At 73.5% G+C, this 16,016-nt stretch carries 13 protein-coding genes; 6 read left to right on the forward strand and 7 right to left on the reverse strand.

Annotation, left to right across the window (positions count from 1 at the left end):
• Positions 1–26: 26 nt before the first annotated feature.
• Positions 27–275 carry a WhiB family transcriptional regulator gene (locus I847_RS0114905; RefSeq protein WP_028050337.1) on the reverse strand — a complete coding sequence of 83 codons (249 nt, stop codon included), beginning with the start codon at positions 273–275 and terminating at the stop codon, positions 27–29.
• A gap of 405 nt (positions 276–680) precedes the next feature.
• Between I847_RS0114905 and I847_RS0114910 the strand changes: the two genes are divergently transcribed.
• The gene (locus tag I847_RS0114910) at positions 681–1,082 is read left to right on the forward strand and encodes a hypothetical protein (RefSeq protein WP_028050338.1); all 402 of its coding nucleotides are present in this window, start codon (positions 681–683) and stop codon (positions 1,080–1,082) included.
• On the opposite strand, the gene I847_RS0114915 is transcribed toward I847_RS0114910, so the two are convergent.
• The 5 genes from I847_RS0114915 to I847_RS23950 form a co-directional block, all read right to left on the reverse strand.
• Complete coding sequence (locus I847_RS0114915; protein ID WP_028050339.1) at positions 1,067–4,585, reverse strand: FtsK/SpoIIIE domain-containing protein; 3,519 nt, start codon at positions 4,583–4,585, stop codon at positions 1,067–1,069. The genes I847_RS0114910 and I847_RS0114915 overlap by 16 nt on opposite strands.
• An 87-nt stretch (positions 4,586–4,672) precedes the next feature.
• The gene (locus tag I847_RS0114920; protein ID WP_028050340.1) at positions 4,673–7,192 is read right to left on the reverse strand and encodes an ABC transporter permease; all 2,520 of its coding nucleotides are present in this window, start codon (positions 7,190–7,192) and stop codon (positions 4,673–4,675) included.
• Complete coding sequence (locus tag I847_RS23945) at positions 7,192–7,968, reverse strand: ABC transporter ATP-binding protein (protein WP_034610475.1); 777 nt, start codon at positions 7,966–7,968, stop codon at positions 7,192–7,194. The genes I847_RS0114920 and I847_RS23945 overlap by 1 nt, the downstream gene beginning before the upstream one ends.
• Before the next feature lie 112 nt (positions 7,969–8,080).
• Positions 8,081–8,800 (reverse strand): response regulator transcription factor, encoded by a 720-nt coding sequence (locus tag I847_RS0114930; RefSeq protein ID WP_028050341.1) that lies wholly within the window; start codon positions 8,798–8,800, stop codon positions 8,081–8,083.
• Entirely contained in the window at positions 8,797–10,002 is a 1,206-nt protein-coding gene (locus I847_RS23950; RefSeq protein WP_034610479.1) for a sensor histidine kinase, read from the reverse strand. Before I847_RS23950 ends, I847_RS0114930 begins: the two co-directional genes overlap by 4 nt.
• A 140-nt stretch (positions 10,003–10,142) precedes the next feature.
• Between I847_RS23950 and I847_RS0114940 the strand changes: the two genes are divergently transcribed.
• The 3 genes from I847_RS0114940 (at position 10,143) to manA (ending at position 13,461) form a co-directional block, all read left to right on the forward strand.
• Entirely contained in the window at positions 10,143–10,844 is a 702-nt protein-coding gene (locus I847_RS0114940) for a response regulator transcription factor (RefSeq protein ID WP_028050342.1), read from the forward strand.
• Between the two features lie 3 nt (positions 10,845–10,847).
• On the forward strand, positions 10,848–12,164 hold the full coding sequence (locus tag I847_RS0114945) for an ATP-binding protein (RefSeq protein ID WP_028050343.1): 1,317 nt from the start codon (positions 10,848–10,850) through the stop codon (positions 12,162–12,164).
• 100 nt (positions 12,165–12,264) lie between these two features.
• Entirely contained in the window at positions 12,265–13,461 is a 1,197-nt protein-coding gene (gene manA / locus I847_RS0114950; RefSeq protein ID WP_028050344.1) for a mannose-6-phosphate isomerase, class I, read from the forward strand.
• 51 nt (positions 13,462–13,512) lie between these two features.
• Here the strand turns inward: manA and I847_RS23955 are convergent, their stop codons facing one another.
• A complete protein-coding gene (locus I847_RS23955) occupies positions 13,513–14,064 on the reverse strand; it encodes a GtrA family protein (protein ID WP_051274941.1) in 552 nt (183 codons plus the stop codon).
• 148 nt (positions 14,065–14,212) lie between these two features.
• Between I847_RS23955 and I847_RS0114960 the strand changes: the two genes are divergently transcribed.
• Both I847_RS0114960 and purE read left to right on the forward strand, forming a co-directional pair.
• Positions 14,213–15,358, forward strand: a complete 1,146-nt coding sequence (locus tag I847_RS0114960) for a 5-(carboxyamino)imidazole ribonucleotide synthase (protein ID WP_028050345.1) — start codon at positions 14,213–14,215, stop codon at positions 15,356–15,358.
• A 116-nt stretch (positions 15,359–15,474) separates the two neighbouring features.
• Complete coding sequence (gene purE, locus I847_RS0114965) at positions 15,475–16,014, forward strand: 5-(carboxyamino)imidazole ribonucleotide mutase (RefSeq protein WP_028050346.1); 540 nt, start codon at positions 15,475–15,477, stop codon at positions 16,012–16,014.
• The last annotated feature ends 2 nt before the right edge of the window (positions 16,015–16,016 follow it).

Here is a 16,016-nt window from a genome sequence, read left to right on the forward strand (position 1 = left end):
AACGCGGCGTTCGACGTGTTGCGAGGTCAGCTGGCGCGGCGCTGGCGCGCGGTGCGGCGCTTGAGAGCTCGGCGCTCGTCCTCGGACAGACCGCCCCAGACGCCTGCGTCCTGGCCGGTCTCGATCGCCCACTTCAGGCAGGTGTCGACGACGGGGCAACGGCGGCAGACGCCCTTGGCCTCCTCGATCTGCATCAGGGCGGGGCCGGTGTTCCCGATCGGGAAGAACAGCTCGGGGTCCTCGTCGAGACACGCCGCGCGGTGGCGCCAATCCATGAGTTCTCTCCTAGGCACACGTCGGTCCCGCGCCGGGGTTTGGGCGCGCGCAACGAGACATGAAATTGAGGGGGTGCGGGGGGGTTGTGGTGCTCTCACAAGAGTCACATCCGGCCGCCGTCCGCACAAGGGGTTACGGGGAGGTTTCATGTCGGTAACGACTGAGGCGTTCGTCACACCTGTGTCGGGCCTGTGGGTGAGCCACGTCACGGCGTCGCCGCAGGTCGGAGCCTATCTAGGACGGACGTCCAGGTCAGAAGCCTGCGCTGACCTCGCACTTCGCAACACATGGTGTACGAGAGTGCTCCGTCGACGTGGTATCGCAGAGCGTTCCAGGGGCAGCCAGATACGTCGCGGCGGTTGAGCGACGACGCCGGTGACCGGCGCAGTCCCTAGGCTCGTCGGGTGACCGACCGACGCCCACCCGTACTGCTCGTGGTCTGCTGCCTGATCGTCCTGGAGGCTGCGGCGTTCGCCGGGCTCGGGCTGGCGGTCGGAGCCGAGCTGGTGCGCGGTCGCGCCACGATGCCCGGCGCGACCGCCTTCCTCGCTGTCTGCGCCCTCGGCGTCGCCGCGCTGCTCGGCCTGTGCGCTCGGGGACTCTGGCGCGGCCGGCGCTGGGCGCGGTCGCCCGTGATCATGTGGCAGATCCTGCTCGTCGTCCTCGCGCTCGGCTGGTTCGGTTCGGAGCCGTCGGCGTGGGCGCCGGTGGTGATCGTGATGGCGATCGGGATCGCCGGCGGTCTGCTGGTTCCCGCGGTCGTACGCGCGACGACCCCGCCCCGTGACGGTCAGCCCGGGTCGTAGACCTGGAGCGGGGTCACGTCGCGCCCGAGCACGAGCGCGCCCCGACCGACCGTGCGGCGGCCGGGATCGGCCAGCCACCTCGCACGGGGTCCGACGAGCTCGGCGGAGGCGGCGTCGTGGAGGTCGAGGACCAGGACGCGCCGACCTCGGAGCAGACCTGGCAGCGCGCCCCGATAGGCAGCTGCCGCAGCCTGGGCGGTGCTCGTCGCGACGATCCGCCTGCCCAGCGTCCCGACGAGGTCCGGGTGCTCGCGCTCGAGCTCGTCCAGGTCGTCGACCAGCAGCGTCACGTCGTCGGGGAGGGCGGTCGCGTCGCTCGCGTGCGTGACCGGGAAGATGTCGCCCGGCGACGAGTCCGGGGTCAGTCGCACCACGGCACGTCCCGTCCGGGCGAGCCCGAGACCGACGACGGCCAGGGCGGTGCTGCGGCCGGAACCCGGCGGACCCGCGATCAGCAGGCCTCGGGACAGGTCGACTCGGACCGGTGCCGCAGCGTCGCCGCCGACGCCCAGCAGGACGTGCCACGGCGCTGCCGTCCCGTCGTCGACGAGGGGTGCCGTCGTCGGCAGTCGTCGCACGCGCACGATCGAGGCGTCCGGCGCCGCTGCCGGCGTGGTCGACGCGCGCGGGACCGCGACCTGGACGAGTTGCGCAGTGCCGGGAGCGAGGTGGACGGCCCGCCCCGGCGTCGTCCGGGGGCCGGCGAGGACGGCAGGCACCCCGGCGAGCGAGTCGAGCAGAGGGTCGGCGACCGGGAGCACCAGACGATCCCGGAACGCACCGGCGTGCTGCGTGGCCGCTGAGCCGACGTCGGCGCTGGCTGCCACCGCCGTGCCGGCGGTCCCGCTCCCGCGCCAGAGGGCCGTCAGGCGGTCGGCACCCGCACCACGGGCGAGCTCGCCGAGGGGGCCGAGCACCAGATCGAGCCGGTCGACGAGCAGCACGGTCCGGCGTCCGGTCGGGCTGTCGAGGAGCTCCAGCAGTCGGGCGGTCTCGACCGCGTCGTCGATCGCCAGCACCGTGCCCAGCGTCCCGTGAGCGTCGCCCGCCCGTAGCAGGGCGGTCGCCTCGTCGGGCAGACCCACCGCGTGCACCACCCCGCCGGTCGCGAGCGCGGCCAGACCGACGGCGACGAGCGTCGTCGACCGACCGGAGCGCGGTCCCCCCAGGACCAGCAGGTGCCCGCCCGTGGGGTCCCACCGGACGGCCGCGCGACGCTGCTCGTCGGGAAGGTCGGCGACGGCGAGCGCCAGGCCTGGCCCCGCCTCGACGTCCTCCGCACCGACGACGGCCGGCAGGGCGGGCAGCCACGGCGGTCGCCGGGCCGGCCGGGCGATCGCTGCCTCGACCGCGGCGGCGACCCAGGCGGGTACCGGATCGAGAGGGCGATCGGCCGATGCCGGGGTCCACGTCGGCACGCAGGCCCACGGCGTGGCGAGGCGCACCGGCGGGACATCCGCGGTGGCGACAGCCCGTGCCACCTGCACGGCCACGAGCTCGAGGGAGCCGCGGCGGACCAGCGCGCGGCCGGGAGTGCGCGGGTCGATCGCGGCCGCGTCCGGGGCCTCGAGCACGTCGGTCGAGTCCGTCGCGTCGGCGACCCGCAGGGCGATGCGCAGGCTGACGTTCGCGCGCAGGTCCGCCCCGATCGCGCCCGCCGGCCGCTGGGTGGCCAGGACGAGGTGCACGCCGAGCGCACGGCCCTGCGCGGCGAGGCGGGCCAGCGCACCCGACGCGTCCGGTACGTCCTCGGTCAGCGCACGCAGCTCGTCGACCACCACGAGCAGGCGTGCGGGTGTCTCGGGCGAGTGCGGGTCGAGCTCGGCGACATCGCGTGCGCCGGCGGCGACCAGCACACGCTCCCGGCGGCGCAGCTCCGCCCGCAGCCCGCTCAGCACCCGGTGGGCGTGCGCCGCGTCGAGATCGGTGACGTGCTCGAGGACGTGCGGCAGCCCGGCGACGGCGCCGAGCCCGGTGCCGCCCTTGAAGTCGACGAGCAGGACGGCCAGCCGATCCGGCGGGTGGGTCAGGGCCAGGGCCAGCACGATGCTCGTCAGGAGCTCGGACTTGCCCGCCCCCGTGGTGCCGGCGACGAGCGTGTGGGGTCCGTCAGCGACGAGGTCGACGGTCACCGGCCGCCCGGCGACGCCGGTGCCGAGCGCGACGACGAACCCGTGCCGCGACCGGCCCCAGGCAGCGCAGACCGCGGCGGCGTCGGGTGTCGGGATGCCCGGCTGCGCGCCGAGGGTGGCGTTCTCGGGGAGGTCGCTGCGAGCCTCGCGTGCAGAGCGCCTCCCGGCGGCCCGCCGGACCTGGGCCTCCGCCGTCGGCACGTCGACGGCGTGGCGTGGAACGGGGGAGACGGTGCCCTGCGGGTCGTGGTGGCGCACGGCGACGCGGGACACCTCGATCCGCGACCGGCACCACGCCGGCACGTCGGCAGCGCTCGCGGCGAGGAGCACCACCCGTTGCGCGGGAGGGGCGCTGGACCTCCAGCGTGCGAGGTCGGCGAGATGGGGCGGGTCGTCGACGACGACGATCGCCGGCCCCTCGTCGGGCCCCGGGAGGCCGGTCCCGCTCGACCCCGCCCAGACGCACCAGGCCCAGTCCTGCGGCCGTCCGCTGCGGACGACGAGGGAACCGCGCAGGTGCGTGCCGAGGGCGGCCAGCACGGTGGCTCGCGCCACCGGCAGGGCGAGGGATCGAGGTCCGAGGATCGCGACAGCTCCGCCGTCGTCCCAGGGGACTGCCGCCTCGAAGGGCTCGTCACCCGGCCTCGCGCGCACCGTCGCCGCGACGAGGCCCGCGGGGTCCTCGGGCACCGTCAGGCCGCCCGGCTGCTCCCGTCGCCGACGGACCCGCACCGAGCCGATCGCGCCGAGCAGCCCGACCAGCCCGACGAGCGCGAGCAGCGGTTGGTGCAGCGCGACGGCGAGCGCCGCCGACCCGAGGAGCGGGGTCAGCCAGGTGACGGCCGGGGATCGCGCGGCGACGGGCGCTGGCGGCAGCGGCTCGGGGGGCGTCCGCGGCCGCAGGGCGTACGTGGTCGCGCCAACCGTGCGCTCGGCCCCCGGCCGCCACCGTCGCCAGCGGCATCCCGTGCGGACGTCGACCCGGTCGCCGCGGCGTCGGACCGTCAGACCGGGTGCGACGCCCAGCCTCGCGCGGTCGGGAACGCCGACCAGGACGCCGCACGCGGGCCCGGCGACCGTCGCGACGTGCCAGTCGGCTCGAAGGGCCGTCTCTGCCGACGAACGTGGGAGTGGGCCGAGGCTCAGCACGCACCCGTGCACCAGCGGGGTCTGACCGGCCACGTGGGACTCGTCGAGAACCTGGTCCGCGACGGCGAGGCGGTGCCCGGTGCCGGCCCAGGCCGGATGGCCGCTGACGCGCGCGAGGGCGGGGCGAAGCTCCGCCAGAGCGGTGCCGGGCGCGATCTCGACATCCGTCGCGACGGTCCCCGCACCACGTTCGGGGTCGGGGTGGAGCAGGGTGAGGCGCACCCGGCGACGATGCCTGCTCGGCGTGGGTCATGGACCGTCGCCCGAGGGCCCTGTGGACGACCGGGGGCCGTCCACAGGGCCGTGGGCTCAGTCGACTGCGAGCGCCGCGACCGGCGAGGTGCGGGCCGCCGTCCGACCCGGCAGCACTGAGGCGAGCAGGCCGGCGACCAGCGCGACGAGCATGACGAGCAGCAGATCCCGCCACGGCACGCTGAGCACGACCTCTTCGAGGCTGCCGAAGATCACCGCGGACCCGGCCCACCCGTAGAGAAGACCGAGCCCGGCCCCGAGCAGCGCCCCCACGCCCGCGATGAGCATCCCCTCCACCGCGAGCATCCAGCGCAGCTGGCGGCGTGACAGCCCGATGGCACGTAGCGTCGCGGACTCCCGTCGCCTCTCCAGGACCGACAACGACAGGGTGTTCGCGACGCCGATGAGCGCGATGACGACGGCCACCGCGAGCAGGCCGATCACGATCCCCAGCATGGTGTCCACGAACCGTGCGTCGCTCACGCGCTGGGCCGCGGCGCTGACGACCTCCAACGTGCCGTCGGGAAGGGCGCTGCGGACGTCCTGCAGCACCTCGCCCGGGTCGGCGTCGGGGTCGAGCGACACCCAGACGGAGGACACGGGCGCGTCCGGCGCGATCCGGTCGAACGTCGCGTTCGTGACGATCGCCTGGTACCCACCCAGGTCGCTCCCGACCGCGTGCACCTCGACGGACGGTCCGTCCGGACCCGTGCCCCCGTCGGCCGCGCGTGTCTCGGCGCGGACCTTCACGTCACCGGTCAGGTGGAGGTCCTTGGCCGAGGCGGGCACCAGGATGGTGTCGTCCGCGAGGCCGGCGACCGGAGCGTCGCCGCGCAGGACCGCGGCGATGTCCTCGCGGTCGCCCCCGACGAGCGGGAGCGACCCGTTGTCCGAGTTGACGACGACCTCACGGAGGAAGACCACCTTGCGGACCCCGTCGACGCGTCCGAGCGCCTGCCGGACGCCGGTCACGTCGATCGCCTGGGTTCCGTCGCCGAAGGCCTGATCGACGAGGAGGTCGACGGGATAGTGGTCGTCGAGCTCGCGGCTCATCGTCGTCCGCGCGCTGGCCGCGCCGGTGCTCATCATGACCACGAGCGTGACGCCGATGAGCAGAGCCGTACTGGTCGCGGCGGTGCGTCGCGGGTTGCGCACGGTGTTGGCGGCGGCCAGCTTGGCGCTGGTCCCCGTCGAGGCCAGTGCCCGTCCGACCAGCGCGACGATCCTGGGTACCCAGAACACCGCCCCGAGCAGCACCCCCAGGAACGACACGGCGCCGCCCAGCATCCCGACGCCGAGCAGGTAGTTGGCGCTGCCGGGGACTCGGTTGGCCATCAGGGCGGCGAGCACGAGCAGCCCCGCCCCGCCGGCGACGAACAGCAGCGAGATGGCGAGACGGACCCTGCCGGCGAGCGCCCGGACCGCCGGGGCGTCGACGGGGCGCAGTGCGGCGACCGGCGCGACCCGGGTCGCCTCGCGTGCCGGCACCAGGGCCGAGAGCACCGTGACCAGCGTGCCGACGAGGAGCGGGACGAGCACGACCGCGGGCGTGATCTGGACCATCGACGGCAGCGGCGCGTCGACCTCGGCGCGGTTGAGGGCGGCGAGCGCGGTCTGGGCGAGCACGGTGCCGGCGACGAGCCCGACGAGCGCGGATCCGAAGCCGAGGATCGCCGCCTCGAGCAGCACGGACCGGCGCAGCTGGCCCTTGGTCGCCCCGACGCACCTGAGCAGCGCGAGCGTGTGGGCGCGTTGCGCCACGAGCACCTGGAAGGTGTTGGCGATGACGAGTGCCGCCACGAGCAGCGCGACCGCTGCGAAGCCGAGCACGGACGCCAGCAGGAAGTCGTCGCCGTTCGACATCTCGGATATTTTGGCCGACGCCGCCTCGTCCCTCGTCATGACCGTGGCGCTGTCGATCAGAGGGCTGAGGGAGTCACGCAGCTCGGTGGGCGTGACGCCGGCTGCGGCAGCCACCAGGTAGGTGTCCGCCACCTCCGCCGGGTCGTCCAGCCCGAGCTGCTGCACGGCCCCGGGTGTCACCAGGCCGGCGCCGCCGAACTGCGACCAGGCGTGCCGCGGGTCGTCGGTGATGCCGACCACGACGAGGTCGGCCAGCTGGCCGCTCGGCTCTCGGGCCTCGACGGTGTCGCCGACGTCGATGCCGAGCGCCGACGCGGTGGCCGGCGGCAGGGCGATCTCGTTCGGCGTCCGCGGTGCGGTGCCGTGCGCGACGGTCAACGTGCCCAGGCGCGGGTCGGACGGTACGGGAAGGACCATCTGCAGCCGGGTCCGGCCGTGGCGGATCTCGAGCGAGGGTGGTGCGAGCGGGTCGGCGAACGCCACGGTGGGCTGGTCGTGGATCGCCCTGCGCTCCGCCGGCGTCAGGACGCCGCCGCTGACGACGACATCTGCTCGCGCGTACTGGGCGGTCACGGCGTCGTACCCCGTGCGCGTGATGACGCCGCCCGCGATCAGCGTGGCGGCGAGGAAGGCGGCACCGATCGCGATGGCGACCGCTGCGGCGGAGAGTCGGCCCAGGCTGCGGCGCATCTGGGCGAGCGTGAGACGCAGCATCAGCGGACCACCGGCTGGTCGAGGGCGCGGAGCGCGTCGAGCCCCATGAGCACGGACTCCGGGGTGGGGTCGTCGATGTCCCCCGCGATCCGCCCGTCGGCGAGCATGACGACCCGGTCGGCGTACGCGGCCGCGGTCGGGTCGTGCGTGACCATGATGATCGTGCGACCCAGCTCCCGGACGGACCGTCGCAGGAAGCTCAGCACCTCGGCGCCCGACCGGGAGTCGAGGTTGCCCGTCGGCTCGTCGGCGAACACGACATCGGGCCGGGCGATCAGGGCCCGGGCGATCGCGACACGCTGCTGCTGCCCACCGGACAGCTCGCTCGGTCGGTGGGTCAGCCGCTGGCCCAGCCCGAGCGTCTCGACGAGGGTGTCGAACCACTCCCGGTCGACGGGTGCCCCGGCAAGCTCGAGGGGCAGGAGGATGTTCTGCTCCGCCGTGAACATGGGCAGCAGGTTGAACGACTGGAAGACGAAGCCGACGCGGTCGCGCCGCAACCGGGTCAGCGCGTCGTCGCCGAGCGCCGTGATCTCGGTGTCGCCCAGCCGGGCCGTGCCGGAGGTGGCCTGGTCGAGCCCGGCGAGCACGTGCATCAGCGTCGACTTGCCCGAGCCCGACGGGCCCATGATCGCGGTGAACGCACCGGCAGCGAAGTCGACGTCGACCCCGTCCAGCGCGTGGACGGCAGCTGCTCCACGGCCGTACACCTTGGTCAGCGCGCGAGCGCTCGAGGCAGGGGGCAGGTCGACGGGGCGGTAGACGGTGGTGTCCACGGGTGCGGCTCCTTCAGTCGGTGACGTCCTCGACGCTACGGAGCGGTCCGCAGGCGCCACATCAGGCCACGGTGTCGTCCCGTGTCATCCCGTGGTCGCACGGAGGGCCTGGTCACGAGCCGGGTCGCACCAGTCCGGTCTCGTACGCGACGACGACCGCCTGCACGCGGTCACGGGCGTGCAGCTTGGCCAGGATGCGCCCGACGTGCGTCTTGACGGTCGCCTCGGCGACGAACAGGTCCTGGCCGATCTCGGTGTTCGACCGACCGCGTGCCATGAGGACGAGCACCTCGCGCTCGCGGTCCGTGAGGTCCGCGACCGCCAGACGGGCAGGGTCGCTCGGGGCGCCCGGCTCGTCGGGTGGCAGCACGGTGACGAGATGCTCCAGCAGCCGACGGGTGCTCGACGGGGCGATGACCGCGTCCCCGCGGTGCACCGTCCGGATGGCGCCGAGCATCTCCTCCGGCGGCGCGTCCTTCAGCAGGAACCCGCTCGCCCCCGCGCGGATCGCGGACATGACGTACTCGTCGAGGTCGAAGGTGGTGAGCACGATGACCTTGGGCGCCGGGGAGAGGTCCGTGCCGTGCCCGACGATCTCCGCCGTCGCCGCGAGGCCGTCCATCGTCGGCATCCGGACGTCCATGAGGACGACGTCGACGACACCCGGGTGGGTCGCCGGGTCGAGAGCGCGGACCGCCTGCGCGCCGTCGCCCGCCTCGACGACCACCTCGAGGTCGGACTGGCTGTCGATCACCATCCGGAAGCCCGCGCGGACCAGCTGCTGGTCGTCGACGAGTGCCACGCGAATGGGCGGGCCGGCCTGCTCGGTCATGTGCTCTCCTGTGATCTGCCGGGTGGGGTCGGGAGGTGGGCGCGGACCCGAAAGCCGCCGCCGGGCCGGGGTCCCGCGCTGACGGTCCCGGCGAACATGGTCGCCCGCTCGCGCATGCCGAGAAGACCCTGTCCGAGACCGTCGGAGTCCGCGGACGCGCCGCGGCCGTCGTCGCTGACCTCGAGCACGATCCCCTCCGGCAACCACTGCACCAGCACCGAGACGAGCGGGTCGGGTCCGGCGTGCTTGAGCACGTTGGTGAGTGCTTCCTGGGCGATGCGGTAGACCGTCAGGCCGGTGCCGGGCGGCAGGTTGCGCGGCGAGCCCATGCGCACGAGCGAGACCCGCATGCCGCTCGCCCGCATCTGCTCGACGAGCGTCCCGACGTCGGACTCGGCCGGCTGCGGTTCGAACTCGAGAGCCGCGTCGTCGCTGCCCCGCAGGACGCCCAGGAGCCGGCGCATGTCGGTCAGCGCCGCCCGACCGGTCTCCCCGATGGTCCCCAGGGCCCGCGTCGCGGCCGCCGGGTCGGCCTCGGCTGCGTACCGGCCGCCGTCGGCCTGCGCGATCATCACGGTCAACGAGTGGGCGACGATGTCGTGCATCTCGCGGGCGATGCGCGCCCGCTCGGCGGCGGTCGCGATCTGCGTCTGCTGGTCCCGCTCGATCTCGAGCCGCCGGGCGCGGTCCTCGAGGGCCTCGAGCCGCTCGCGCCGGGTGCGTCGGACGAGCCCGAACGCCCAGACCGCGAGCGCGGCGATCGACACGAACGCTGCGGCGGCCGTGGCCGTCGGGCCCGCGTACTGCCCGTACACGTTCGACCCGACGATCGCCGCACCGACCAGCGCACCGACGATCGCGACCCGGTGCGCCCACCGGGGCCCGTGCACGGTGACGGAGTACAGGGCGACCAGCACGAGCGCGTCCGCCGGGACCAGCATCGGGATGCCGAGCATCGTCTGCAGCAGGGCGAAGGTGTAGACGGTCGCCGCCGAGGCGGTCGGACGCACGCGCCGCCACGCGAGCGGGACGGCGAGGCCCAGCGTGAGCACAGTCGTCTGCAGGAGGCTCTGTCCCCACGACGTGGCACCGAACGCGACCGACGACGGGAGCACGAAGAGCAGGAGGAGCGTCGAGAAGGTGGCGTCGACGACGAACCGGTGTGCCTCCTCCCAGCGCAGCAGCCGCTCCCAATAAGTCACCCCCCGAGGGTAGGGGCGGCCCCACGGCCCGGCGTGCCCCCTGGGGCGGACCCGCCGCGCCGGACGTACACCGCAGGGCGCAGGAAGTGACACGCGGTGCCACTGGTGGACCACACCGTCCCGTGACCTAGCATGGGCCAATGACCCAGGTGCTGCTGGCAGAGGACGATCCCGCGATTGCCGAGCCTTTGGCCCGGGCGCTCGGGCGTGAAGGTTATGACGTGCGTGTGCAAGGAACGGGTCAAGGGGCGATCGACGGAGCTGCGGCGGCCGACCTGGTCGTGCTGGACCTCGGCCTGCCGGACATGGACGGCCTGGACGTGGCCCGAGCCATCCGCAACCTCGGCCTGACCACGCCTCTTCTCGTCCTGACGGCACGTGCCGACGAGGTCGATCTGGTGGTCGGCCTGGACGCCGGAGCCGACGACTACGTGACCAAGCCGTTCCGCCTCGCCGAGCTGCTGGCGCGGGTCCGCGCCCTGCTGCGCCGCAGCGTGGGAGACCCGGGCGACGAGGACGAGGTGCACGCGCAGAACGTCCGCGTCGACGTCGCTGCGCACCGTGCCTTCCAGGGTGAGCGCGAGCTGCACCTCACGGCGAAGGAGTTCGACCTCCTGCGCGTGCTCGTCGGTGCCGCGGGGACCGTCGTGGCCCGCGAGACCCTCATGCGCGAGGTCTGGGGATCGGACCCGACCGGCTCCACCAAGACGCTGGACATGCACGTGTCCTGGCTGCGTCGCAAGCTCGGCGACGACGCCAACGCGCCGCGGTACGTCACCACCGTCCGCGGGATGGGCTTCCGTTTCGAGACCGGTGGCGCAAGCAGCAGCACGGGCGGTTGAGCGTTGCGCCGTCGCGTCCTGCAGGCGACGATCGCGGCGGTCACCGTCGCGGTCGTCCTGCTGGGCTTTCCCCTGGCGTTCCTCGGCGCCCAGCTCGTGCGCGAGAACGAGATGCAGGCGCTCAAGGCCCGTGCGGACACCGTCGCGCGCTCGATCGACTTCCGTGAGCAGCAGGACATCGAGCTGCCCGGCCCGATGCTCGAGGTGGCGACCGGCGGCCCGGGGGACATCCCTGCGTCGGTGACCGTCCAGGCACCCAACGGCCAGTTCTACCAGGCCGGCGACCACGTGCAGGGGCGGACGCTCTCCGTGCAGGTCACCTCGCAGACGGGTGCGGTGGTGAACCTGTACGTCTCCTGGTGGGACGTCTTCTGGCAGAGCGCCCGGGTGATCGCGCTCGTCGTCGCCGCGGCGGTGGTCGCGTTCGCGGCCGGGATCGCGATGGCCATCTGGCAGGCCAACCGCCTGACCGCTCCGCTCGTCTACCTTGCTGCCTCCGCGGAGCAGCTCGGTGCGGGGCAGGTGCGCCCGCGGCTCGAACCGTCAGGCGTCGAGGAGATCGACCTCGTCGCCGCCGAGCTGGCGCGCAGCGCCGACCGGATGGCCGCTCGCCTCGCGGCCGAGCGGCAGTTCGCGGCCGACGCCTCGCACCAGCTGCGCACGCCGCTCACCGCGCTGACGATGCGGCTCGAGGAGATCATGCTCGCGACGGACGACCCGGACGTGAGCGAGGAGGCCCGGATCTCCTTGGAGCAGGTCGAGCGCCTCGTCCGCGTCGTCGACGACCTGCTGGCCAGCTCGCGGCGCGCGCAGGGCGGTACGACCGAGGCGCTCATGCTCATCGACGTCGTCCGCCAGCAGGAGGAGGAGTGGCAGCCGACCTTCGACGCCGCCGGGCGGCACATCGTCGTCGAGGTGGATCCCGCCACGCAGGTGCTCGCGACGCCGGGAGCGCTCGCGCAGGTCCTGGCGACGCTGATCGAGAACTCCCTCAAGCACGGCGCAGGAACCACGACCGTCCGCGCCCGTACCGGCGGGTCCTCGGGCGCCGTGGTGGTCGAGGTGGCCGACGAGGGTGCCGGTGTCCCCGACGACCTGGCGCCGCGGATCTTCGAGCGCGAGGTCACCTCCGGGCGCGGGACGGGTCTGGGACTGGCCCTGGCCCGCGACCTGGCGTCTGCGGACGGCGGCCGGCTCGAGCTCGCCCAGCGGCGGCCGGCTGTCTTCGCCCTGTTCCTGTCCGGGGTCCCGTCGTCGATGCGTCCGGATGTCGTCGTCCCCATGGGGAGGGTCGTGACCCGACCGAGCAGACGGCGCTGACCGCCTGCGACAGCACCGCCGAGTCTGTCCAGTTCGCCACATTTGTCCGTTACAGTGAAGGCCCCGAAGGGCACTGCCAGAGCTTCAGGAGACGATCGTTCTGTACCGACTCGCACCCGCCATCCAGCACTACGCGTGGGGTTCGACCACCGCGATCCCGGACGTGCTCGCCACGGTGCCCGACGGCAGCCCGGTCGCGGAGGCGTGGTTCGGGGCGCACACGAGTGCACCGTCGGCCGCGCGGACCGACGACGGGTCGACGACGCTCGACGAGCTGATCGCGTCCGACCCTGACTTCCACCTCGGCCGCGACATCGCGTCCCGGTTCGAGTCACGGCTCCCGTACCTGCTCAAGATCATCGCCGCCGAGGTGCCCCTGTCGTTGCAGGTGCACCCGAGCATGGAACGGGCGCGGACGGGTTTCGCGGAGGAGGAGGCCGCCGGGATCGCCGTCACGGCACCCGAGCGGAGCTACCGCGACCGCAACCACAAGCCGGAGCTCGTCTACGCGCTGACCCGGTTCGACGCGATGGTCGGCTTCCGGGCCCCGCGTCGGGCCGCGGAGCTGCTGGGCGATCTCGACGCGCCGCTCGCGCACGACCTGCACGCCATCCTCGTCGCGGACCCCAGCTCGAACGGTGTCCGCGCCGCGTTCGAGTGGCTGCTCGCCCCGGACACCCGGCCCGGTCCGGCCGACGTGGCCAAGTTCGCGGAGGCGTGCCAGCGTCGGCTGCACGACGGGTCACCGTCCCCGCGGACCGACCGGACGGTCATCCGGTTGTCCGAGGCCTACCCGGGCGACCCGGGCGCCGTCACGTCGGTGCTGCTGAACCCGGTGACCCTGCAACCGGGCGAGGCCCTCTTCGTTCCCACCGGCACGGTCCACGCCTACCTGCACGGGGTGGGGGTCGAGATCATGGCGAACTCGGACAACGTCCTGCGGGCCGGGCTGACTCGCAAGCACGTCGACGTCGAAGAGCTCCTGCGCAACGTCGACTGCGTCGCGGCACCGCCCATCCGCATCGCGCCGGAACGGGTGTTCACGTCCACGCGCATCTTCTACGCGCCCGTCGAGGACTTCGAGCTGTCCGTGACCCGCCTGACGGACGACGGCGTCGCGACGATCCCGGGCCGAGGCCCGCGCGTGCTCCTCTGCCTCGAGGGTGAGGTCGAGGTGGCGACGGCCGGAGGTGATCCGGTGCTGCTGCGGCGCGGCCAGGCCGCCTTCATCCCGGCCGCCGACGGTCCGCTCTCCGCATCGGGCGACGCCATGATCGTTCAGGCAGACGTGCCCTGACCGGCCGAGATGTGCTCGACCACGCCTCGCCAGGCGCGCCGTCCTTCCGTGTCAGACCGACGTCGTCCGGCCGGCCGGGGGCGCCACACGGTGACCGGTGAACACCCACCGCTTGTAGCCGACGTAGCGCAGCACGGTCCCGATCCCGATGCCGAGGACGGTCGCGACGTTGTCGGCGAACGCGTTGGTGAGCTCGAGCGCGTAGTGCGAGATCGCAAGGGTGAGCACGGGGACGCCGGCGCAGACGATGTTGATGCCGGCGAAGACGATCAGCTCGCGCGCCTGGCGGTCGGTCCGCTGACCGGAGAACGTCCAGTGCCGGTTCCCGACCCATGACACGAGCGTCGCAGCGACCAGCGAGATGACCTTGGCGGTCACGGGCTTCTGCTCGAGCAGGTGTCCCGGGCCGAACCTCAGCAGGTTGAACAGCCCGAGGTCGACGACGAACGCGAGCCCGCCGACGGACAGGAAGCGCAGGATCTCGTAGGTGCGCGCCCGAGTGGCCGAGACCACGATGGCAGGCTCGGGCGCGACCGTCTGGTCGGCCGCCGTCGAACCGCGCGGGACGGAGAGCCCGTCCATCGGCTCGTCACTCGTGCTCACAGCTCTCCCACCGCTCGCGTTCGCGCTCCCGCTCGGTGTCGCGGTGAGACCGCGAGGATATCGTGCCCGGGCGAGCGGCTCGGCGGCGGCGTCCCACGTGGCGCTCGCGACGGACGTGGTGCGTGGCGCTCGACTAGTGTCGTCGCCCGTGACAGCACCCGTGGTGGCAGTGGTGGGCGGTGGCCAGCTGGCCCGCATGATGGCGCCGGCGGCGACGGCCCTGGGCCTGCACCTGCGCGTCCTGGTCGAGAGCCCGACGTCGTCGGCGGCGCAGGTCGTCGTGGACGCACCGGTCGGGGCCGCGTCGGACGAGACCGCGATCGAGCGGCTCGCCGTCGGCGCCGACGCCCTGACGTTCGAGCACGAGCACGTCCCGAACGCGCTCCTGGACCGGCTCGAGGCGGCGGGTACCTCGGTGCAACCGCGGGCGGGCGCCCTCGTTCACGCGCAGGACAAGATCGTGATGCGCACACGCCTGACGGAGCTCGGGATCCCCTGTCCCCGGTGGGCGGCCCTGACCTCCCGCGCGGACCTCGACGCGTTCCTGGCCGGCGGCGAGGCCGTCGTCAAGACCTCGCGCGGAGGCTACGACGGCAAGGGGGTCCGTCTGGTGCGGTCGTCCCACGAGGTCGCCGACTGGTTCTCGGCGGTCGCCGACGGCACCGGTGCGCCGCTGCTCGCCGAGGAGAAGGTCCCGTTCACCCGCGAGCTCGCCGTCCTCGTGGCGCGTCGGCCGAGCGGCGAGGTCCGCACGTGGCCCGTCGTCGAGTCGATCCAGCGTGACGGTGTGTGCTCCGAGGTGATCGCGCCCGCCCCGGACCTGCCCCCGGCGACCCGGGACCGAGCGGTCGACGTGGCGACGCGGATCGCCGAAGGGCTCGGCGTCACCGGTGTGCTCGCCGTCGAGCTGTTCGAGGTCCCGGGCGACGACGGCACGCCGTCGGTGCTGGTCAACGAGCTCGCGATGCGCCCGCACAACTCCGGGCACTGGACGATCGACGGTTCGGTCACGAGCCAGTTCGAGCAGCACCTGCGCGCGGTGCTCGACCTGCCGCTGGGCGACACGACGCCGACCTTCCCGTGGACGGTGATGGCCAACGTGCTCGGCAGCACCCTCGCCGACCCCACGGACGCACTGCCACAGGTCGACCCGACGGCGAAGGTCCACCTGTACGGCAAGGAGGTCCGGTCCGGCCGCAAGCTCGGTCACGTGAACGTCGGCGGCGACGACCTGGCCGACGTCCGAGCGCGGGCCGTCGCCGCGGCGGCGCTCCTGCGCGGTGACGCGCTCTGACGCGTCCGCCGGCCGTGAACAGGGCGCCGCACGGCGCGTGGCCTGGGACATGATGGGTCCGGGGCGACGACGTCGCGGATCGGACCAGCAGCACAGGTGAGCGGACGGGGACAACGATGGCAGCGCAGGCCCAGGTCGGGATCGTCATGGGATCGGACTCGGACTGGTCGGTCATGCAGGCCGCCGCACTCGCGCTCGGCGAGTTCGCCGTCCCGATCGAGGTCGACGTGGTCTCCGCCCACCGGCAGCCCGACAAGATGATCACGTACGGCCGTACCGCCGTCGACCGGGGTCTGCGCGTGATCATCGCGGGAGCCGGGGGAGCGGCCCACCTCCCGGGCATGCTCGCGTCCGTCACGACGTTGCCGGTCATCGGGGTGCCGGTACCGCTCGCGCTCCTGGACGGCATGGACTCGCTGCTGTCGATCGTCCAGATGCCGGCGGGCGTCCCGGTCGCCACGGTCTCGATCGGCGGGGCACGGAATGCGGGACTGCTCGCGGTGCGGATCCTCGCCTCGGGAACGGACGACGAGGCCGTGCGGCTGCGGGCGGCGATGGCCGTGTTCCAGGAGGACCTGAAGGGTCAGGCCGACGGAAAGGGCGAGCGACTGCGCGCGCACACGAACGCGCGCCCGACCATCGGGTTCAGCGTCTGACG

Source organism: Cellulomonas sp. URHD0024 (assembly GCF_000426185.1).
Lineage (GTDB): Bacteria > Actinomycetota > Actinomycetes > Actinomycetales > Cellulomonadaceae > Cellulomonas.

Bases quoted from the DNA above. Each gene is read 5' to 3' on its own strand.
- I847_RS0114905 (WP_028050337.1), bottom strand. From the start codon at position 275: ATGGATTGGCGCCACCGCGCGGCGTGTCTCGACGAGGACCCCGAGCTG.
- I847_RS0114920 (WP_028050340.1), bottom strand. From the start codon at position 7,192: ATGCTGCGTCTCACGCTCGCCCAGATGCGCCGCAGCCTGGGCCGACTC.
- I847_RS0114930 (WP_028050341.1), bottom strand. From the start codon at position 8,800: ATGACCGAGCAGGCCGGCCCGCCCATTCGCGTGGCACTCGTCGACGAC.
- I847_RS0114940 (WP_028050342.1), top strand. From the start codon at position 10,143: ATGACCCAGGTGCTGCTGGCAGAGGACGATCCCGCGATTGCCGAGCCT.
- purE (WP_028050346.1), top strand. From the start codon at position 15,475: ATGGCAGCGCAGGCCCAGGTCGGGATCGTCATGGGATCGGACTCGGAC.